The organism is Flavobacterium sp. 22659 (assembly GCF_052044235.1).
GTDB classification, from domain to species: Bacteria; Bacteroidota; Bacteroidia; order Flavobacteriales; family Flavobacteriaceae; genus Flavobacterium; species Flavobacterium johnsoniae.
The window spans coordinates 155,467-176,475 of sequence record NZ_JBQEMU010000007.1 but is presented as its reverse complement, the minus strand read 5'-3'; the positions used below and the strand labels follow the sequence as shown (position 1 = coordinate 176,475).

At 33.3% G+C, this 21,009-nt stretch carries 20 protein-coding genes and 2 tRNA genes; 9 read left to right on the top strand and 13 right to left on the bottom strand.

Going from position 1 to position 21,009, the window contains the following annotated elements:
* Positions 1–43: 43 nt before the first annotated feature.
* The gene (gene nusA, locus ACTJIW_RS09935; RefSeq protein ID WP_012023705.1) at positions 44–1,297 is read right to left on the bottom strand and encodes a transcription termination factor NusA; all 1,254 of its coding nucleotides are present in this window, start codon (positions 1,295–1,297) and stop codon (positions 44–46) included.
* Positions 1,298–1,310: 13 nt separating this feature from the next.
* Complete coding sequence (rimP, locus tag ACTJIW_RS09930) at positions 1,311–1,775, bottom strand: ribosome assembly cofactor RimP (protein WP_044047587.1); 465 nt, start codon at positions 1,773–1,775, stop codon at positions 1,311–1,313.
* A gap of 173 nt (positions 1,776–1,948) precedes the next feature.
* Here rimP and ACTJIW_RS09925 point away from each other — a divergent pair, with 173 nt between their 5' ends.
* Complete coding sequence (locus ACTJIW_RS09925) at positions 1,949–2,773, top strand: universal stress protein (RefSeq protein ID WP_440714502.1); 825 nt, start codon at positions 1,949–1,951, stop codon at positions 2,771–2,773.
* Between the two features lie 96 nt (positions 2,774–2,869).
* Here the strand turns inward: ACTJIW_RS09925 and ACTJIW_RS09920 are convergent, their stop codons facing one another.
* The 3 genes from ACTJIW_RS09920 to ACTJIW_RS09910 form a co-directional block, all read right to left on the bottom strand.
* The gene (locus ACTJIW_RS09920; RefSeq protein ID WP_044047585.1) at positions 2,870–3,052 is read right to left on the bottom strand and encodes a hypothetical protein; all 183 of its coding nucleotides are present in this window, start codon (positions 3,050–3,052) and stop codon (positions 2,870–2,872) included.
* Positions 3,053–3,427: 375 nt separating this feature from the next.
* Positions 3,428–3,498, bottom strand: a tRNA-Gln gene (locus tag ACTJIW_RS09915).
* 109 nt (positions 3,499–3,607) lie between these two features.
* Positions 3,608–3,678, bottom strand: a tRNA-Gln gene (locus ACTJIW_RS09910).
* A gap of 245 nt (positions 3,679–3,923) precedes the next feature.
* Between ACTJIW_RS09910 and ACTJIW_RS09905 the strand changes: the two genes are divergently transcribed.
* Both ACTJIW_RS09905 and ACTJIW_RS09900 read left to right on the top strand, forming a co-directional pair.
* Positions 3,924–7,205: a glycosyltransferase family 117 protein gene (locus ACTJIW_RS09905; protein ID WP_440714503.1), complete on the top strand. Its 3,282-nt coding sequence runs from the start codon at positions 3,924–3,926 to the stop codon at positions 7,203–7,205.
* A 91-nt stretch (positions 7,206–7,296) separates the two neighbouring features.
* Positions 7,297–7,935 carry a polysaccharide deacetylase family protein gene (locus tag ACTJIW_RS09900; protein ID WP_012023701.1) on the top strand — a complete coding sequence of 213 codons (639 nt, stop codon included), beginning with the start codon at positions 7,297–7,299 and terminating at the stop codon, positions 7,933–7,935.
* Between the two features lie 21 nt (positions 7,936–7,956).
* Here the strand turns inward: ACTJIW_RS09900 and ACTJIW_RS09895 are convergent, their stop codons facing one another.
* From ACTJIW_RS09895 to ACTJIW_RS09865, 7 genes are all read right to left on the bottom strand, one after another.
* On the bottom strand, positions 7,957–8,259 hold the full coding sequence (locus ACTJIW_RS09895; protein ID WP_012023700.1) for a thioredoxin family protein: 303 nt from the start codon (positions 8,257–8,259) through the stop codon (positions 7,957–7,959).
* Positions 8,260–8,330: 71 nt separating this feature from the next.
* Positions 8,331–9,566, bottom strand: coding sequence for a metallophosphoesterase (locus ACTJIW_RS09890; RefSeq protein WP_012023699.1), 1,236 nt, complete (start codon positions 9,564–9,566; stop codon positions 8,331–8,333).
* A gap of 157 nt (positions 9,567–9,723) precedes the next feature.
* Complete coding sequence (locus ACTJIW_RS09885; protein WP_012023698.1) at positions 9,724–9,906, bottom strand: hypothetical protein; 183 nt, start codon at positions 9,904–9,906, stop codon at positions 9,724–9,726.
* A 103-nt stretch (positions 9,907–10,009) separates the two neighbouring features.
* Positions 10,010–11,347 (bottom strand): sensor histidine kinase, encoded by a 1,338-nt coding sequence (locus tag ACTJIW_RS09880; RefSeq protein ID WP_440714504.1) that lies wholly within the window; start codon positions 11,345–11,347, stop codon positions 10,010–10,012.
* Between the two features lie 10 nt (positions 11,348–11,357).
* Complete coding sequence (locus ACTJIW_RS09875) at positions 11,358–12,032, bottom strand: response regulator transcription factor (RefSeq protein WP_121362340.1); 675 nt, start codon at positions 12,030–12,032, stop codon at positions 11,358–11,360.
* Between the two features lie 187 nt (positions 12,033–12,219).
* Positions 12,220–12,402 carry a hypothetical protein gene (locus ACTJIW_RS09870; RefSeq protein WP_149205537.1) on the bottom strand — a complete coding sequence of 61 codons (183 nt, stop codon included), beginning with the start codon at positions 12,400–12,402 and terminating at the stop codon, positions 12,220–12,222.
* A gap of 52 nt (positions 12,403–12,454) precedes the next feature.
* Positions 12,455–12,652, bottom strand: a complete 198-nt coding sequence (locus ACTJIW_RS09865; protein ID WP_440714505.1) for a hypothetical protein — start codon at positions 12,650–12,652, stop codon at positions 12,455–12,457.
* A gap of 255 nt (positions 12,653–12,907) precedes the next feature.
* On the opposite strand from ACTJIW_RS09865, the gene polA reads away from it, so the two are divergent.
* Positions 12,908–15,757 (top strand): DNA polymerase I, encoded by a 2,850-nt coding sequence (gene polA, locus ACTJIW_RS09860; RefSeq protein WP_440714506.1) that lies wholly within the window; start codon positions 12,908–12,910, stop codon positions 15,755–15,757.
* 154 nt (positions 15,758–15,911) lie between these two features.
* The gene (locus ACTJIW_RS09855; protein WP_440714507.1) at positions 15,912–17,027 is read left to right on the top strand and encodes a hypothetical protein; all 1,116 of its coding nucleotides are present in this window, start codon (positions 15,912–15,914) and stop codon (positions 17,025–17,027) included.
* Positions 17,028–17,069: 42 nt separating this feature from the next.
* Here the strand turns inward: ACTJIW_RS09855 and ACTJIW_RS09850 are convergent, their stop codons facing one another.
* Positions 17,070–18,095, bottom strand: a complete 1,026-nt coding sequence (locus ACTJIW_RS09850) for a LacI family DNA-binding transcriptional regulator (protein ID WP_073407919.1) — start codon at positions 18,093–18,095, stop codon at positions 17,070–17,072.
* A gap of 197 nt (positions 18,096–18,292) precedes the next feature.
* Between ACTJIW_RS09850 and ACTJIW_RS09845 the strand changes: the two genes are divergently transcribed.
* The 4 genes from ACTJIW_RS09845 to rpsI all read left to right on the top strand — a co-directional run bounded on the left by ACTJIW_RS09845 (position 18,293) and on the right by rpsI (position 20,913).
* Positions 18,293–19,039, top strand: coding sequence for a ferritin-like domain-containing protein (locus ACTJIW_RS09845; protein ID WP_012023690.1), 747 nt, complete (start codon positions 18,293–18,295; stop codon positions 19,037–19,039).
* Positions 19,040–19,063: 24 nt separating this feature from the next.
* Positions 19,064–19,876, top strand: a complete 813-nt coding sequence (locus ACTJIW_RS09840; protein ID WP_012023689.1) for a ferritin-like domain-containing protein — start codon at positions 19,064–19,066, stop codon at positions 19,874–19,876.
* A 195-nt stretch (positions 19,877–20,071) separates the two neighbouring features.
* On the top strand, positions 20,072–20,527 hold the full coding sequence (gene rplM / locus ACTJIW_RS09835) for a 50S ribosomal protein L13 (protein WP_012023688.1): 456 nt from the start codon (positions 20,072–20,074) through the stop codon (positions 20,525–20,527).
* Positions 20,527–20,913, top strand: a complete 387-nt coding sequence (gene rpsI, locus ACTJIW_RS09830) for a 30S ribosomal protein S9 (RefSeq protein ID WP_012023687.1) — start codon at positions 20,527–20,529, stop codon at positions 20,911–20,913. The genes rplM and rpsI overlap by 1 nt, the downstream gene beginning before the upstream one ends.
* Positions 20,914–21,009: the final 96 nt, after the last annotated feature.

The window sequence follows — 21,009 nt, the reverse complement described above, 5'->3', positions numbered from 1 at the left end:
TTACCTTTTTTAGTTGTGTTGTTAGAGCAGATAAAGCTATTGCTTAACTATCAAACTCTTCTTTTAGTATTTTCATAACATCCAGAATTGTTTCCTCTTCTAAGTCTGTTCTTCTTACTAAATCTTCTACGTCGTGTTTCAAGATACTTTTTGCAGTATCTAAACCTATTTTAGCAAACTCTTCAATTACCCATTCTTCGATTTCATCTGAAAACTCTGTTAATTCAACATCGTCTTCATCTGCAACTGTACCAGCAACATCTCCTTCACGAATAACATCCAGCTCATACCCTGTTAATTGACCCGCTAATTTAATATTATGTCCGCCTCTACCAATTGCTTTAGAAACCTCTTCTAATTTCAAGAAAACTTCAGCTCTTTTACTTTCTTCATCTATTTTGATTGAAGAAACTTTTGCAGGGCTTAATGCTCTTGTAATGAACAATTGAATATTGTTTGTATAATTGATTACATCAATATTTTCATTTCCTAACTCACGTACAATTCCATGAATACGAGATCCCTTCATACCTACGCAGGCTCCAACAGGATCAATTCTGTCATCATACGAATCTACAGCAACTTTTGCTTTTTCTCCCGGAATACGAACTACATTTTTAACTGTAATTAAGCCGTCGAATACTTCTGGAATTTCCTGCTCGAATAATTTTTCTAAAAACTTCTCAGAAGTTCTAGACATAATAATTTGAGGTTTGTTCCCTTTTAATTCAACGCTTTCAATAATTCCGCGTACATTATCTCCTTTACGGAAAAAGTCAGAAGGAATTTGTTTTTCTTTTGGAAGCACAATCTCATTCCCTTCATCGTCTACTAAGATAACAACTCTTGGGCGAACGTGGTGCACTTCGGCAGTATAAATATCACCAATAATATCTTTAAATTGTTTATAAAGATTTGTATTATCGTGTTCGTGAATTTTAGATATTAAGTTTTGACGCAAAGCCAAAATAGCTCTTCTTCCTAAGTCAATTAATTTAACCTCTTCAGAAACTTCCTCACCAATTTCAAAATCCGCCTCGATCATTCTTGCTTCAGTCAAAGTAATTTCTTCGTTCTCAAAGTCCAGATCTTCATCAGCAACGATAACTCTTCTTCTCCAAATCTCCATATCTCCTTTATCAGGATTTATAATGATATCGAAATTATCATCAGAACCGTATTTTTTCTTTAGTGCATTTCTAAACACGTCCTCCAAAATTGCCATAAGCGTTACACGATCAATAAGTTTATTATCTTTAAACTCTGAGAATGAATCGATTAATGCTAAATTTTCCATGCGAATTCTTTAATTAAAATGTTACTGTAACAACTGCCTCTTTTATCTCTGTATAAGGTATCTGTTGTTCTTTTTGAACTGTTTCTTTTCCTTTTCCTACTTTTTTTGGTTCTCTTGCCTTCCAAGACAAAATTATAAAAACATCGTTAGCTTCTATCAATTCTGCCTCGATTTTTTCATTATTTGTAGTAACAATCAACGTTCTACCAATATTTTTCTTGTATTGTCTTATCAATTTCAAAGGAGATCCTACCCCAACTGATGCTACTTCAAGCGAAAAATCCTGCTCTTCACGATCCAGATTATTCTCAATTGCACGACTAATATCGATACAATCCTGAAGCGCGACTCCATTATCTCCGTCTAAACCAACACTAATTTTAAAAGAATCCGAAACAGCAAGATCAATCAAAAAGATCGATGGCTTTTCCAGAAGTGCTTCTGTAATTAATTCGTTTACCTTTTCCTTAAATGTCATAATTTTATAAAAAGAGGGGACACTTAGTCCCCTCATTATTTAGATTTTAATAAATAACGGTGCAAATATAGTGATTTTTTTATAAATCAAATAAATAGATTGCTGCAAAAATAATCGTTACCTTTATAATACCAAATATTAACAAGTTTTTTAAACCCCTTAATCCTAAAATCATGAAACGAATTTTAGTACCTACTGATTTTTCAGAACACGCAGAACACGCCTTAAAAGTCGCGGCTCAAATCGCCAAAAAAAACAATTCTGAAATTACAATTTTACACATGCTGGAATTACCACATCAAACTAACGATGCAATATTTGGAGGCGTCAGCATTCCCGAAACCATGCTTTTCATGCAAAAAGCAAACGAAACTTTAGATAAAATTTCTAACAGCCCATTTCTTGAAGGAATTTCTATAACCGAAATGGTAAAAATGGACAAACCAATTAATGGAATAACACAAATAAGCAAAGAACAAGATATTGACCTTATTATCATGGGATCACACGGATCATCTGGAATGGAAGAACTTTTAATTGGATCAAACACTGAAAAAGTTGTTAGAAATTCTGAAGTCCCTGTTCTTGTAATCAAAAAAGACACTACAGATTTTAATGTATCGAATATTGTTTTTGCTTCTGACTTTACAGACGAAACCAAAAAACCTTTTCAAAAACTATTAGACTTCGCTAATTTTTTTGATGCAAAAATACACTTAGTTTCTATTTGCACCCCTAACAGCTTTAAACCAACTCATGTAACTGAAAAAGCTCTTCAAAGTTTTGTAAGCGAGTTTAACCTTATTAATTACTCAACTCACATCTACAATGACACAAATATCGAGAAAGGAATTATCAACTTCTCAAACAGCATAAATGCAGATATTATTGGAATGTGCACTCACGGAAGAACTGGTTTTTCTCACTTTTTTAATGGAAGTATCAGCGAAGGACTAGTAAATCATGCCGTAAGACCCGTTATTACTTTTAAAATTTAAAAACAAAAAAAACTTCTTAAACATAAAAGCTTCCCAGATGAGAAGCTTTTATTTTATAAATTAGACAAAAAAAGTCATAACACACTTTAATTCTTATTACAACCCCAACAAGCTACGCAACTCTTCCACACTCATACCCACATACGCCGCCAAAGCCTCAACATTACCGTCTAAAGCATCCAAAAGTTGTCGTAGAGTATCAAGCCAGTTACCACCATTCACTAACTTCATTTCTGAAGGATTTAACTCTGTAAAATTCAAATTCTTTAAATTATCCATAATTGTAATTTATTAAATTATTATTCAGTTAAAAACAAAAATGTCCTGCAGTATTTTTTGTTACATCAAATATATGCAAAATACTGATAAACAGACACTAACAAATAAAATAATTCTTACTTTATAAGCAAACCTAACATTTTATAAAGTTAAATTTAGAGATTACAAGCTTTTTTAAACCAAATCTAAGCATTAAGAAAAGATCTTAATTTAAACACATTACTCAATTCTGTTTATCACAAACACGAATCTAAAAACACAAATGCTCTTGCTTCGTTTTTAATCTCACAGATTTTAAATCTGCTTGCATTTTAGAAATTCAAAATTTGATTTTATTGCATAAAAAAAGCCTCTCATTCATGAGAGGCTTTTCTGTTGGTCTACTAGGACTCGAACCTAGAAAGACGGCACCAAAAACCGTAGTGTTACCATTACACCATAGACCAGCAGTGCGGTTAAGCGGGTGCAAAATTAAAACTTTATTTAATTTATGCAAATTTTTAAAGCAACTTTTTTTAAATAAAAAAAGCCTCTCATTTCTGAGAGGCTTTTCTGTTGGTCTACTAGGACTCGAACCTAGAAAGACGGCACCAAAAACCGTAGTGTTACCATTACACCATAGACCAGCAGTGCGGTTAAGCGAGTGCAAATTTAAAGTTTTATTTAGTTTGCACAAACTTTTTAACCAAAAAAAATCATTTTTTTAGTTTTTTTTCACTTTAAAACCACAAGTATTTTTAAAAACATCTCATATACAACACATTACTCTTTACAGATACTTTTATAGAATTTTTTGTTAATGCTCGTTTCTTTACATAAAAAAACATTTTCTTTGTAGGATTGAAAACATACAAAATTTTAATACCTAAATATGGCACAATTCAATTTCAATAAATGGAATACAATTATTGGTTGGTTTGCATTTGCAATCGCTTTAATTACTTACACACTAACTGTTGAACCTACGATGAGCTTTTGGGATTGTGGCGAATATATTGCTACAGCGGCTAAACTTGAAGTCGGCCACCCGCCTGGAGCGCCTCTATTTCAAATGATGGGAGCTTTCTTTGCAATGTTTGCTATAGATGCGCAGCATGTAGCGGTAATGGTAAATATGATGTCTGTTTTTTCAAGTGCATTTACAATTTTATTTATGTTTTGGTCTTCGTCTATGATTTTAAAGAAAATTGTAGCGCGTTTTGCCGAAATTGATCAAAACAATTCTATTGTTATTTTAGGAAGTTCTTTTGTTGGAGCTTTAGCCTATACTTTCTCTGACAGTTTTTGGTTCAATGCTGTCGAAGCCGAAGTGTATGCAATGGCATCACTATTAATCGCTTTGCTTTTTTGGCTTGGACTACGCTGGGAACAAGACATGGACCAGCCAAAAGGAAACAAATGGCTATTAATTATTTCTTTAGTTGTAGGTCTTTCATTTGGGGTCCACTTTATGGCTTTATTGACAATTCCGTCAATTGGATTCTTATATTATTTTAAACACTACGAAAAAGTAACCATAAAAAACTTTCTTATCGCCAATGTTGTTGTAATTGGAATTTTATTATTCATTTTTAAATTACTTCTTCCTTTAACTATGGCTTCTTTTGGTAAAACCGAAGTTTTCATGGTAAACAATTTTGGTCTTCCTTTTAACTCAGGAACTATTTTTGTGGTTTTAGTTTTAATTGCTTTCTTCTATTTTGGATTAAAATTCACAAAACAAAAAGGACTGATTTTTTATAACACAATCATTCTTTGCATCTTATTTATTTTAATTGGTTTTTCTACCTGGATGATGCTTCCGGTACGTGCTAATGCCAACCCGGTAATTAACGAAAATAAACCATCAGATGCTGCAGAGGTTCTAGCTTATTACAATCGTGAACAATATGGTGTAAATCCATTATTTTACGGTCCTCAATACACAGAAGTTTTTGCCGGCCTTGATGCTAAAACTCCATATTTAGACAAAAAACCAAACTACGAAAGAGATTACAAAACAGGTAAATATATCATTACCAACAATTATAAAAATGCAGAACAAAATTCTGATGACAATCAAAAAACTATTCTGCCAAGAATGTGGAGTACAGAAACAGGTCACATTCAAAATTACATCAGTTTTACAAATCCTCCTAAATTCAGAATCAACCCAAATTATGATTATGAAGAGGATTTAGCAAAATACGGTATTGACGCAAGCCAATTAACTGAAGAAGAATACAATAAAGCTACAGCACAGCTTCGCAATGAAGTTGAAAAAACAATTTCTGAATTCAGACATGCTTATGCTCAAAAACAAATTGACAACGAAGGATATGTAAAATTCCTAAAGAGTTATGGAGATTATTTAATAATCGAAAAACCAACTGCTGTTGACAATTTCAGTTTTATGTTCGAATACCAATTTGGATACATGTACTGGAGATATCTAATGTGGAACTTTGTTGGACGTCAAAGCGATGTTCAGGGAAAATATGACAACTTAGATGGAAACTGGATCAGCGGTATCAAAGCTCTTGACTCTCTTCATTTAGGTTCTCAGGACAATTTACCATCTGATGTTTTAAACAATAAAGGTAGAAACGTTTACTATTTCCTTCCTTTTATTTTAGGTTTAATTGGATTAATGTACCATGCTAATAAAGACCTTAAAAGTTTTTATGTTCTTTTAGCATTATTTTTATTTACCGGAATTGCTTTAAAAATATATTTAAATGAAAGACCTTTTGAGCCTCGTGAAAGAGATTATGCTCTTGTTGGATCTTTCTATGTATTTGCAATCTGGATTGGTTTTGGAGTTTATTCTTTATATGAAAGCTTCAAGAAATATGTCGCTCCAAAAATTGCCGGACCAGTAATTATTGCCGGAAGTTTATTAGCAGCGCCTGTTTTAATGGCTTCTCAAAACTGGGACGATCATGACAGATCAAACAGATACACGGCTGTTGCAATGGCAAAAGCATATTTGAGTTCTTGCGATAAAGACGCTATTCTTTATACTATTGGAGACAATGACACCTTCCCGCTCTGGTATGCTCAGGAAATCGAACATTTTAGAACTGACGTAAAAATTGTTAACACAAGTCTTTTCATGACAGACTGGTATATCGATCAAATGAAAGCGAAATCATACGAATCAGACCCTCTGCCAATATCATTTACACATAGTCAATATGTGGGTGATAACCTGGATTATGTAGCTTATATTCAAAAAATTGATACACGCTGGAACATCAAAGACTTTATTGATTTTATTAAAAATCCAAAATCGACTGTAGGTTTACAAAACGGACAGACTATTCATTTTTATCCAACAAATAAAATCAGAATTAACGTTGATAAAAACACTATCATCAAAAACAAAGTTGTAAATCCTAAATACAATGATTCAATTGTTCCTTATATGGATATTGATATCAAAGGAAGAGCTTTATACAAAAATCGTTTAATGATGCTGGATATCCTGGCTAACAACGATTGGAAACGCCCTATTTATTTTAGCGGTGGTGCTTTTGATGACGAAGATTACTTATGGCTTAAAGATTACCTGCAATTAGACGGAATGGTTTACAAATTGGTTCCAATTAAAAACACACCTTCTAAAGACGGCGGTCCTATGGATATGGGACAAATCGACGCTGATAAAATGTACGATATTGTAATGAAATGGGATTGGGGCAACAGCGAAAGCAACAAAATCTATCACGATCCAGAAACAAGAAGAAACAGCATTACCTACCGTACAAACTTGTCTCGTTTGATGAACGAACTTATTGCTGAAGGCAAAAACGATAAGGCCAAAAACATTATCAATTTAGCCATGACAAAGATGCCTTTGGATAAATTTGGCTACTACTCATTAGTTGAACCTTTTGCGGGCGGTTATTATAAAGTTGGTGAAACGGCTAAAGCTCATGATTTATTAGACAAATTGGTTAATAAATACAGAGAAAATCTGGATTACTACAAAACTTTAAGCGGTTCAGATCAGACAGATTTAGCAATTGATATTATTACAGATATTGAGCGTTACAGAAGCTTATTGCAAGTTATGAAAGATAACAACGACAACGCTTTCTACGAAAAACACAAAACAACTTTTAATACGTATGTAAATATTTTTGAGCGTTTTGGACGCGAAAAAGAATAATATACGAAAATTATATTGATTAAAAAAATGCGGCGCTTCTTGATAAAAAGCGCCGCATTTTTTATTTTTACATGTATCTAAATCAATCCAAATGAGCTTTTATTGGGTAAAAACTAATTCATTTATAAAAAAGATATTTTCTAAATATTGCTGGGATATCCCAAACAATGAAAAGAAAATATACTTAACATTTGATGACGGCCCTACACCTGAAATTACTGACTGGGTTTTATCTGAATTAAAAAAATTCGATGCTAAAGCTACTTTCTTCTGTATTGGAAAAAATATCAAAGCCAATTTATCTTTATTCGAAAAACTAATTAGAGACGGACATTCTATTGGGAATCACACCATGAACCATGTAAATGGATGGAAAATACACACGAATGATTATATCGAAAATGTAAAAAATTGCGCCCAGATTTTAGAAGAAGAAATAAAACCAAACAATTTGATATTTCGCCCGCCTTACGGGAAAATCAAAAAAGCACAGTCTAAAATTTTAAGAAAACTAGGTTACAAGATCATAATGTGGGACGTTTTGAGCGCTGATTTCGATCAGTCTATTACTCCTGAAAAGTGTCTTGAAAATGTAACTAAAAATGTAAAATCCGGAAGTGTAATTGTATTTCATGACAGCATAAAAGCTTCGCCAAATTTAAAATTTGCTCTGCCAAAAACGCTTCATTTTTTAAAAGAAAATGGATATAAATTTGATATTATACACTGATAATATCTTTTAGAAAGAATATTATACATTGAATTGCTCCTGAACAATTCCGATAAGTGTATTTGCATCAAGTTCTCCAGATTGTCTCCAGATCATTTGTCCTTCCTTGTATATCATTAAAGTCGGAAGTCCTTTAATTCTTAATGCTTCGGCTAGTTCCTGATTTTTATCAACATCAATCTTAATTACTTTTGCTTTGTCGCCTAGTGCCGCCGCAACATCCTTTATTACCGGATGCATCAATACTGATGATTCGTTCCAATCTGTGTAGAAGTCAATTAACACTGGAACCTGAGCATTTATAAGTTCTCCAAATTTTGACATAAAACCAAAAATTTAATTCTTTTAATCTATTAAAAAGAGATAATTAATACAAATGTAGCATTTTTAACGAATTAAGCCACATTCTCGCCTTTTTTTAGTTCAATCACTGTGATTTCAGGCATAATTCCAACTCGTCCTGGATAGGCATGAAAACCAAATCCCCGGTTTACATAAACGTATCTTCCGGCTTCTTCGTATAATCCAGCCCATTGTTTATAAATATACTGCGCAAGGCTCCATTTAAAATATCCCGGAATTTCAATTCCAAACTGCATTCCGTGTGTATGCCCTGCCAGAGTTAGGTGAAAGTTTTTAGGATGCTTTTTAATTTCATATTCCCAATGACTTGGATCATGGCTCATTAAAACCTTAAAATCATCTTTATGCAGATTCTCTGATGCCTTATTTAAATCACCAGCTTTTTTAAAATTAGCGCCCCAGTTTTCAACTCCAACCAAAGCTATTTTGTCTGCTCCTTTTTGAATATATTTATTTTCATTCAGCATTAAATCGAAACCAATTTTACCATAAAGGCTTTTAATTTCGGCAAAATTTTCATCCTTTTCTTTTTCAGAAGGCCAGGTTACATATTCACCATAATCGTGATTTCCTAAAACAGCAAATTTTCCGTATTTATAATCTTTGATCCTGTTAAAAGTTTCCAGCCACGGATGCATTTCTTTTGCATGTGTATTTACAATATCTCCGGTAAACAGGATCATATCTGCTTCCTGCTCATTAATCAAATCAATTGCATAATTTATTTTTTCAGGATTATCAAAACTGCCGCTGTGAACATCTGAAATCTGTGTTATTTTAAAACCGTCAAATTCGTCTGGAAGATCTGGAAAATAGATAGTCTGTTTAAACACTTTAAAATTATATTTTCCTTCAAAGATTCCGTAAATTAAAGACAAGAAAGGAACCGCTGCCAAGCCTAAAGCTATTTGGCTCACAAATTTTCTTCTTTCCGGCATCATTTCTTTTCTAGGCGTATTGTAAACAAAATAATTTAGAATACTAGCTCCTACTCTAATAATATCTTCTCCAAACATTATTAATGTAAGAACAATTTTTGGCACATAAACCAACAGCATTAATCCTGTAGTAAACATAAATTGTTTGGTCTGTCCTACAGAACGATCAACCTGAGAAAATGAATAAATAATAAACAGCAGAATAAGCAGGCTTATAACCTGATAACTAACTAAAACCCATCTAAGTTTTATTAAGGTGCGAAAGGCTTGATAGGAATAGAACTCAATAAATATAAAAAGAGCACATAGAATTACAAAACGAAGGATCATTATTTACAGTTTTAAGCAAAGTAACAAAGAATGAAAATTTTATTGCTTTTTATTATCAAAAATTTAACTCAAATAATAGCAAAAGCCGATAGATCTCTCTATCAGCTTTTGCGACCAAATTATTCAAAACCTTTATTCTACAACAAGCCTTGTTGTATTATTTTTGAGCTTTTGCCGCTTCTGGCTTAGCTTCTGCTTTTTTAGCTTTTTTATCTGCTTTTTTCTCTTTCTTAGCAGCTTTTGCTTCTTTTGCCGGAGTTTCTTTTACTGGAGCTGTTTGAGCGTTTACCATTGCTGTTGTTCCTAAAACTGCTACTGCTAATAAAATTAATTTTTTCATGATTGTAGATTTATTTGATTATTATTTCATTATTTATACCTCAAAGATATAACCAGTAAATGAAGACAAAATGAAGATTGAACCAATCTGAAAAAATTAACTTTTAATTGTGTTTTGGTTCTTCCGGGAACAATAGAGTAAAAGTTGTTCCTTCGCCTAAAACAGACGTAACTTTTATTTCAATATGATGAAAAACGGCAATACTTTTAGCAATAGCAAGTCCTAAGCCCTGTCCTTCCTGATCAGAACTGACTCTTGCAAATCGGTTAAAAATATTTTCAATTTGAGATTCATTTAAACCAATCCCAGAATCTGTTATTGAAATAAAATAGTGATGGTTCAAAAATCCGTCAGTTACAATAATGCTTCCCTTAGGTTTATTATACTTAATGGCATTTGTAACCAAATTATAAATTAGAATATGAATTAAAGTTTTATTTCCCGTAAAGACAAAATTATGTTCTGCTTTATTAATAAACTGAATTTCTTTATCATCAATACGATCCTGAAGATCTTCCTGCAGATCTTTTATTATTTCCTGAAAACTGATATGTTCGTTAGCTGCATATTGATTGTTTTCGATTCTGGAAATCAGCAATAAATTATTGATGATTTTTTTCAGCATATCTAACGTCTTCAACGAACCCGCAATTTTATCAACTGCATTGTCATCTAAAGAGTCATTTTGCAATAAATTTTCCAGCTTGTTTTTCAATAAAGCAATTGGCGTTAAAAGTTCATGAGAAACATTCGAAATAAATTGTTTTTCTTTTTTGAAAAGCTCTGCAATACGATCCATCATTTGATTTAAAACCAAATCTAATTCTCTAAAATCCCTCGATTTTGCATTTATGGGCGTATGGTCAAAAACTTCAGGTTCATTGACTCGCCTTATTTTGGTGTCAATGATTTTGTAGAACGGTTTCAGCAAATATTCGATATAAAAAGTATCTGCCAGAAATGTCACAAAAAGAATAACAACCAAAACAACAATTATAAACAGCTTAATAATAAAAGTTAAGTCTTTTACTTCACTTAAACTGCTTCCAATTTCCAGCTGATAATCTTGATTTTCGTAACTAAAATGATGTTGCAGAATTCGGTATTCATTTTCTTCGCCTTCAATAATACGGTATTCGTTGCTAAAACTTGTTCTTTTTTGATGTGGCTTAAACGGCGCTCTCGAAAGAACCAAAAACTCGTTATGAAGTGTAGAAAACTGGGAATAGGTTTCAGTTGAATCATCTTCATTTTCAATAAAATCATTAATCTCCTGCTGATTTAAATGGTCGATGAATTTCTTCTTTTTTTCAATTAACCCATTATTGATATGTCTGTAAACCACATTTTCGACCAAAATAGGAAGCATGAGCCACAAAATCAAAATCACCAGCAATCTTGTTAGTGCATTAAAAATGGCTAATTGATGTTTTATCTTCACAAAAATCTATTTATTCATTAATACGATAACCCACATTTCGAACCGTTTCAAACCAATCTATTGAAGTGTGTTTGTCTAATTTTTTTCGAAGATTTCGAACATGAACATCTATAAAATTAGAATCTGAATTTATTTCCAGAATGTCTCCCCAAATATGTTCTGTTAATTGCAGTCTTGTAATTACTCTGTTTTTATTCAAAACCAAATATTGAAAAATATCAAATTCCTTTTTTGTTAAACTCAAAGGCACTTCATTAAAACTCACTTTATAATCCTGAAGCTGCAGCAAAAAACCGTGAATACTTAAGTTATTTAAAGTAAAACCATGAATTCGTCGGATTACGGCAAACAATCTGGCTGCCAATTCTGTCAAAGCAAAAGGTTTCGTTAAATAATCATCAGCTCCCAGATGAAGCCCATTAATTCTATCATCTAGTTCACCGCGGGCAGTAAGTACAATTACTGCAATTTTTGATTTTGTTTTTCGAATGGTCTGTAAAACCTCAAAACCATCTCCGTCCGGCAAACCAAGATCAAGCAGCATAGCATCATAATCATTACTTCCAAATTCTTCGAGAGCATCGGCACAATTATTCGCAATTTTACAGATATAACCTGCTTTGCACAGAAAGTCGTAAACTTCAACAGCAAGTTCTTTATTATCTTCTACAATTAAAACATTCATAAAACAAGACATTTATGCGCAACTAAAATTAATCAATTATCAAAAGTCCGGCTGCACATTATTAAAAAATTAACGAATAAAAAAAGCTGACAAATTTCTTTATCAGCTTCTTCAATCGCATTCATCATAATCATTATTCCTGTTTTGCCCTCGTTACAATGTTTCGAAAACAAAACGAGAATAATTCTTACTTTTTCACAGCTGCTGTTTCTTCTTTTGGAGTTTCAGCTTTTGTTTTTTTATTTCCTTTGTGATGGTGTTTTGTAGCTTTTACTTCTTTTGCCGGCGCTGTCTGAGCTGGAGTTGTTTGAGCACTAACCATTACACTTGTTCCTAGAACTGCTGCTAATACAATAAATAAATTTTTCATGACTTTTTAATTTTTAAATTAATTACTTTTTTATTCTAATTTTTTTGTTTGTTTATTTTTTTACTTTTGTCGTTTCAGCTTTTGGAGCTTCACTTTTTTCTGATTTTGCTTTTTTATCAGATTTATTTTTTGGGTGTTTTGTTGCTTTTACTTCTTTTGCAGGAACTGTTTTACCATCTTTTGCTGGAAACGCATGAACCATTGCACTTGTTCCTAAAACTGCCACTAATACCATCAATAAATTTCTCATGATTTCTAAGATTTAAATTAAATACCTTTTATTTTACAGTTCAAAATTACCTTCGCAACATGAAGAAAAAATGAAGAAATCCCTGAATAAAAAATTTTAACTTGATATTAACGCTTTGCTTACTGTTCATCACTACAAGACGCACTTTTACTAAAATGAGCCTGTATAGGTTATACCGCTCAAAAAATATATTTTCAGAAACCGAATCGTTTTTTAAAACCCAATTGTTTATTTTTACAGACTAATATTTTTAATATGTCAACTCAAAAACGCCTTTTTCTTCTAGATGCTTATGCATTAATTTTTCGCGGTTATTATGCCTTTATAAAAAACCCGAGAATCAACTCAAAAGGAATGGATACATCTGCAATTATGGGTTTTATGAACTCACTTTTAGATGTTATTAAAAGAGAAAAACCAGATCATTTAGCCGTTGCTTTTGATAAAGAAGGAAGCCACGCAAGAACAGAAATGTTTGCCGAATATAAAGCTAACCGCGACGAAACTCCCGAAGCTATTAAAATTGCTGTTCCTTATATTCAGGAATTATTAAAAGCCATGCATATTCCAATTATTGAACTTGCAGGCTGTGAAGCTGATGATTTAATTGGTACAATTGCCAAACAAGCCGAAAAACAAAACTATAAGGTGTACATGGTAACACCTGATAAGGATTTTGCACAATTGGTTTCTGAAAATATATTTATGTACAAACCTGCCCGAATGGGTAATGGAATCGAAATTTGGGGAGTTCCAGAGGTTTTAGCAAAGTTTGAAGTCGAAAGACCAGAGCAGGTTATCGATTTTCTTGGAATGATGGGTGACGCCGTAGATAATATTCCGGGATTACCTGGAGTTGGTGAAGTAACGGCTAAAAAATTCCTGAAAGAATTTGGTTCAATGGAAAATCTTTTGGCTAACACTGATAAGCTGAAAGGTAAAATGAAAGAAAACATCGAAGCCAATAAAGACAAAGGTATTTTATCTAAAAAACTAGCGGCTATTATGTGTGACTGCGATGTCGTTTTTAATGAAGATGATTACGAACTTTCTCGTCCGGATATCGAAAAAACCGATGCTATTTTTCAGGAATTGGAATTCAGAAGAATGGCAGAACAATTTGATAATTTGTTTAAAGTTGGCGCAGGAAATGAAGCAGGCTCAACTCCGGCTCAGGATGCTAAATTATACAAAAAACCACAGCCAAAGAATGAAGACCAATTTGATCTTTTTGGCGGAGGCGGCACCACTCTTGATGAAAGTGCCGAAGCTGCAAGAAATTCATTTTACAATACTTTAGAAAATACTGAACATTCTTATCAGACCGTTCAGGGCGATTTAGGAATTAAATTGCTTTTACAAAATTTACAAAAACAAACTTCAGTTTGTTTTGATACCGAAACTACAGGAATCGATGCTTTGCATGCAGAACTTGTGGGAATGTCTTTCTCTTACGAAAAAGGAAAAGCATTTTATGTTCCGTTTCCGGAAAGCCAGGAAGAAGCAAAGGCTTTGATTGACAAGTTTGTTCCATTTTTTGAAAATGAAAACATTGAGAAAATTGGTCAAAATTTAAAATACGATTTAAAAATCCTTTCTAATTACGGTGTTACTGTAAAAGGAAAACTTTTTGACACGATGATCGCACATTATCTGATTAATCCGGATATGCGTCATAATATGGATATTTTAGCCGAAACGTATTTGAAATATTCTCCAAAATCTATTGAAACTTTAATTGGTAAAAAAGGAAAAAATCAGCTTTCTATGCGCGATGTTCCTTTAGAAGATATTAAAGAATACGCCGCAGAAGATGCCGATGTAACTTTACAATTAAAAGAAATCTTTACAGCCGAATTAGACAAAACCGAAACCAAAAAGCTGTTTGACGAAATTGAAATTCCGTTAGTAAGCGTTTTAGCCGACATGGAAACAGAAGGAATTCGTCTGGATGTTGAGTTCTTAAAACAAATGTCTAAAGAGATGGATGTTGAGATCAAATCTTTAGAAGAACAGATATATGAAACTGCCGGCGAGAAATTCAATCTGGCTTCTCCAAAACAATTAGGAGACATTTTATTTGATAAACTTAAAATTGGCGGCGCAAAACAAAAGAAAACCAAAACCGGTCAATATGCAACCGGAGAAGAAGTTTTGACTTATTTAGCCAACGATAATCCAATCGTAAAACAAATTCTGGATTGGCGTCAAATGGTAAAACTGCAAAGCACTTATATTTTAGCTCTACCAGAACAGGTTGACAAAAAGACTTTACGTGTTCATACTGATTATATGCAGACGGTTGCCGCAACAGGACGTTTGAGTTCTAATAATCCAAACCTGCAAAACATTCCAATTCGTACCGAAAGAGGACGTCAGATTCGTAAAGCTTTTGTAGCCCGCGATGAAAATCATACTTTAATTTCTGCCGATTACTCTCAAATCGAATTGCGAATTATTGCTGCTTTAAGCGGTGAAGAAAATATGATCGCAGCTTTCCAAAACGGAGAAGATATTCACCGAGCTACTGCTGCAAAAGTTTTTGATGTGGCTTTAGAAGAAGTTTCACGCGAGCAAAGAAGTAATGCTAAAACCGTAAACTTTGGAATTATCTACGGTGTTTCTGCTTTCGGATTAAGTAATCAGACTTCACTTTCAAGAAGCGAAAGTGCAGCTTTGATCGATGCTTATTACAAAACATATCCGCGTCTTAAATCTTATATCTCAGAACAAGTTGATTTTGCTCGTGAAAAAGGTTACGTACAAACCATTTTAGGACGTCGTCGTTATTTAAAAGATATTAATTCTGCGAATGCTGTCGTAAGAAGCGCTGCCGAAAGAAATGCTGTAAATGCTCCAATTCAGGGAAGTGCTGCTGATGTAATTAAAATTGCGATGATCAATATTCATAAAAAACTTCGCGACGAAAATTGGAAATCGAAGATGCTGCTTCAGGTGCATGATGAGCTTGTGTTCGATGTTCACAATGATGAACTCGAAAAAATCCAGCCAATGATTAAACACGAAATGGAAAATGCATTTAAAATGTCTGTTCCTTTAGAAGTTGAACTTGGATTAGGTAAAGACTGGTTAGAAGCCCACTAAAAAAATCACTCTTCATATTCTAAAAGCCATTCCTATCGAATGGCTTTTTTTAATAATAAAAAAGTCAAAACATTTTAAAGTGTAAGAATTTTTACTTTTCTTGCATCTGTTGCTTCAACTAAAAGCTCTAAAAAAAATTAAATATTATAGTAAAATGAAAAAATGTTTTTTCTACCTATTTATACTCTATTCAACAATTGCATTTTGTCAGGACAAAATTTATTATCTGGAAGGAACTTTAGGAAAAAGCACCATCTTTATGACTATTCAGGTTTATAAATCAGATAAAGAAACGAATCTAACCGCAGTTTATTTCTACAAGAATTCATTAAAAGACATTAAACTGGAAGCAAAACTAAAAGACAATAATTACACTTTTTATTTTAAGCCCGGAGATGTTGTAACTGAAAAATTTTATCTGAAAAAATCAGGTAATAATTTCGAGGGTTTTTGGTACGATGCCAAAGAAAAACAATTAGCCGTTCACCTTGAACCTGTAAATTTTGAGAATTACAAATCGAATATCAAAATTAGATTTGATGATGAACGTTTAAATCTGGTGAAATATAAATTCCTTGAATTTAAAAAGCAGAAAACCACACTTTACAACAACAAAGAAATTGTATGGTATTCTGAAAAACACTGCGATTCTGATTTCTTTAGATTAGGAGCTGATTTTTCGGAGAAAAACAAAACTGTAATTAATCCTATTTTAGAGCAGATACATATTCAAAATACATTAAATCAGCTTAACTGCTCTTCGAGCTTTGAATACAGCAATGGTCAGGGAATTGAAAGCACTGCAACTATAAACTTTTTAAACACAAATTTATTAGGTTTCGAAATATTCGCATCTTATTACTGCGGAGGCGCTCATCCAGATTTTGGCGGAAGCGGTTATCTGATTGATTTAAATAATGGAAAACAATATGAAATTGATGATATTCTTGCTTTTGATAAAAGTGTAACTGGTGATAAAGAGAATAATTTTGACGCTTTTTCTAAATATAGAACTGATTATTTTGCCCCTAAGTTACTTGCTGTAATTAACTCTCAAGAGCATTTTGAAAAACCAAAAAATGTTGATGACGAACCATGTGATTATACTAATGAAGAATATTGGAATTTTCCTTCCTGGAGTTATACCGAAAAAGGAATTGAATTCACTCCTACTTTTTACAGAGCAGCGAGAGCCTGTGAAGAATCTTTCTTAGTTCCTTTCGAGAAATTAAAAAAGTATAAAAATCCTAAATTCCCTTATTCATTATAAAATAAAAAACCCACCAGTTTCTGCTGATGGGTTTTTCTTTATTTATACTTTTCTTGTAGATTCTCTTTCTTTCAATTTCGTTTTGATAACGATCGTTTCGTAATCAGAAGTTTCGCCTTCCGGTTCTTCAAGTCTTTGGATTAATCTTTTTGCTGCAACTTCTCCAATTTCAATTCCGTGCTGGCTTACAGTTGTTAAACTTGGCGATAAACGTCTTGAAGCCAAAATTCCGTCTGCAAAACCAATTATAGAAATATCTTCCGGCACTCTATATCCTTTTTTCAAACTTACTCTTAAAGCCGCAACTGAATCATTTTCGTCTAAAGCAAAAATTCCGTCGATTTTATGATCAAAAATAGAATCAATTTTAGCTTTCATATCATCTTCAGAATCAGTACGAAGAATAATTTTTTCGTTAACCGGAATATTATTGTCTTTTAAAGCTTTTAAATACCCATCGGCTCTAAGTTTTCCAACACTTAAATTATCTACAGAAGAAATTAAAGCAATATTTTTACATCCTAAATTAATTAAATGCTGTGTTGAATTTAAAGCTGAATCAAAATCATCTACTACAACTTTATCGCAGTCTACTTCATCTGCAATACGATCAAACATTACAATTGGTGTTCCATCGTTAATTATTTCAGAGAAATGATTATAATCTTGCAGTTTTTGAGCTTCTTCAGAAACCGAAAGAATAAATCCGTCGATAGTTCCGTTGCTCAGCATTTCAAGCGTATGAATTTCTTTTTCCAAAGATTCATTAGAAATACATGTAATTACATTATATCCTTTTTTATCGGCTACTTTTTCGATTCCGCTAAAAACTTTTGCGAAAAAAGAGTTCAATATATTAGGTATAATTACACCAATGGTTTTTGTTTTACGATTCTTTAAATTCAGACCAATAACATTCGGCTTATAATTTTTGAGTTTGGCATACTCCTTAATCTTCACCTTCGTCTGCTCACTAATTTCCGGACTGTCGTTTAGTGCTTTAGACACCGTTGACACAGAAACACCTAGTTCCTTCGCAATTTGTTTTAGAGTTGCTTTAGCTTTCATCTAATAAAAGTTTATGTAATTAATACAAATATAGTAGAATTACCGAAAATAAAACAAAAAACAACCACCAGTATTTGAAATCATGCCACCTATTCGAAATAATTCTAAAAAAGAATGATTTTTCTGAAACCGCATCTCCTAAAATTTCGTTAATAACCTTAATACAATGTTATTAACCTTAATAAAAAACCTAGATTATGAAAAACGAAGTTAAAATTCAGGAGGTCAACCCTTCCCTGGATAGCAGAAGGAGCTTTCTTAAGCTCAGTGGACTAACATTAGTTACCGCAGGTTTGGTTTTAGCTGGTTGCAGCGACAATGATAATGAAGACAATATGGAGGATACTTCCTTGCCGGGAGTCAGAAATGGTGTTTTTGACTTGGGCTCAGGAGACTTTGGTGTTCTTACTTATGCTTACGCCTTAGAGCAGTTAGAAGCAGATTTTTACACTAAAGTTGTAAACGCCTCAAACTTCAATACTGTATTTAATGATACTGAACGCCAAGTTCTAACTGATTTATATCACCATGAAGTAATTCACAGAGATTTTTTTAAAGCGGCTTTAACCGGAGCACTTCCAGATCCAAGTTCTCAATTACTTCCTTCTTTAGCCTTTAGTTATGGTTCTTTAAATTTTAACAGCCGTACCGAAGTTTTAGCTACTGCAAAAGCATTAGAAGATACTGGTGTAGCCGCTTATAATGGTGCCGGCCGACTTATTAAAACCGCTGATTATTTATTATTAGCAGGAAAAATTGTTTCTGTTGAAGCCAGACATGCTGCTGCAATTCGAAGCTTAATCAATCCAAATTCAAAAGATTTTGCAGGCGATGATATTGTAAGCGCCTCTACCGGATTAGATGCTGCGAAGGATCCTTCAAAAATCCTCCCAGTTGCAGCAGGATTTATTACAACAAAATTCACGGCCAAATATTTACCTTAATTAACCAGCTAAAAATTAGAAATTATGAATATTTTAAAATTTATAGAAACCTTTACTGATGACAACTTAATGAAAAGTACTGGTTCAAGAAGAGACAGTTTCACTCAGTTTGGAAATATTGGAAAAAACCTGGCCTTGGCATCCATACCTTTTGGTTTATCAGCCTTAACCGGCAAAGCATTTGCAAAAGATATCACAGCAACACCTGCAACACCTATTGGCGCTTTGCAGTTTGCGCTGACCTTAGAATACCTTGAAAATGAATTTTATGCAATGGCATTAGACTCTGGAGTAATTCCTGCTTCTGAAAATGGCGGACGCGATTTAAAAGTTTTTCAGCAGATAGCAGCTCACGAATCAGACCACGTATCTTTTTTAATCGCAGGATTAGGCGGCTCTATGAGCGCTAACTTTGTTCCAAAACCCACTTTTGACTTTACTGTTGGCGGCGCATTTGACCCTTTTGGAGACTATCCAACCTTTTTGGCATTAGCACAAGCTTTTGAAGATACAGGTGTTAGAGCGTATAAAGGTCAGGCAGCAAATTTAATGTCTACTCCAGATTTACTGACAGCGGCATTACAAATTCATTCTGTAGAAGCACGTCACGCTTCAGAAGTGAGACGTCTGCGCGGACTGAAAGGCTGGATTTCTAATGCTGAAAGAGGTGCAGGGATGCCGGCTGCTACACAAGCAGTATACGACGGCGAAGGCGTTACGATACAGGCAGGGTTCAATACTTCGACAGCATTTGGTGCTGCCGCAGGATCAGAAGCTTATGATGAGCCGCTTACAACACAACAAGTAGTCGATATTGCTAATATATTTATAGTGTAACTAAAAAATAATTCAAAATAATAGAGCACCTTTGCAGCAAAATGCAGAGGTGCTTTTTTTATAGTTTTAAATAAAAAACTGAACCCCTGATTTTCAGGATATAAAATATTCTTTTCAGGTATTTGGTTTTAAAATAATTAATTGTACTTTTGCATCCCCTTTATTGGGGATGGAATGTTTAATTAAAATAATATTATGGACGCATTAAGCTACAAGACAATTTCAGCAAGCAAAGCCACTGTAACTAAAGAGTGGATCGTTGTTGATGCTGAAGGTCATAACTTAGGACGTCTTGCTTCAAAGGTTGCAATGATCTTAAGAGGTAAGTACAAACCAAGTTACACACCGCACGTTGACTGTGGAGATAACGTAATTGTTATCAACTCAGAAAAAATTAACCTTACAGGTACAAAATTGAATGACAAAATTTACATGCGTCATACAGGTTACCCAGGAGGACAAAGAACTTTAACTGCTAAAGTATTGCAATCTAAAAACCCTGCATTATTAGTAGAAAAAGCTGTAAAAGGTATGTTACCTAAAAACAAATTAGGAGCTGAACTTTTTAGAAATCTAAATGTTGTTGTAGGATCTGAGCACACTCACGGAGCTCAAAAACCTAGAACTGTTAACCTAAATGATCTTAAGTAATGGGAGTTATTCACAAAATCGGTAGAAGAAAAACCGCTGTTGCACGTGTATACGTTTCTGAAGGAACTGGAAACATCACTGTAAACAAAAAAGAATTCGCAACTTACTTTCCAACTGCAACTTTACAGTACAAAGTTTTACAACCATTGTCTATGACAGAAAATGTAAACAACTTTGACGTAAAAGTAAACGTTTACGGAGGTGGTACAACTGGTCAGGCAGAAGCTGTAAGAATGGCATTAGCACGCGTAATGTGTGAAGTTAACGCTGAAAACAGAGGAATCCTTAAACCAGAAGGTTTATTAACAAGAGACCCTAGAATGGTTGAACGTAAGAAATTCGGTCAGAAGAAAGCTCGTAAGAGATTCCAGTTCTCTAAACGTTAATATTACCTGTCTTGTTCAAATGGGACAAGACATTATCAATTATTTATTGAAATTAAAAAACACAGTTATTGTTGCTCTCCTATCGAGGTAGGATAT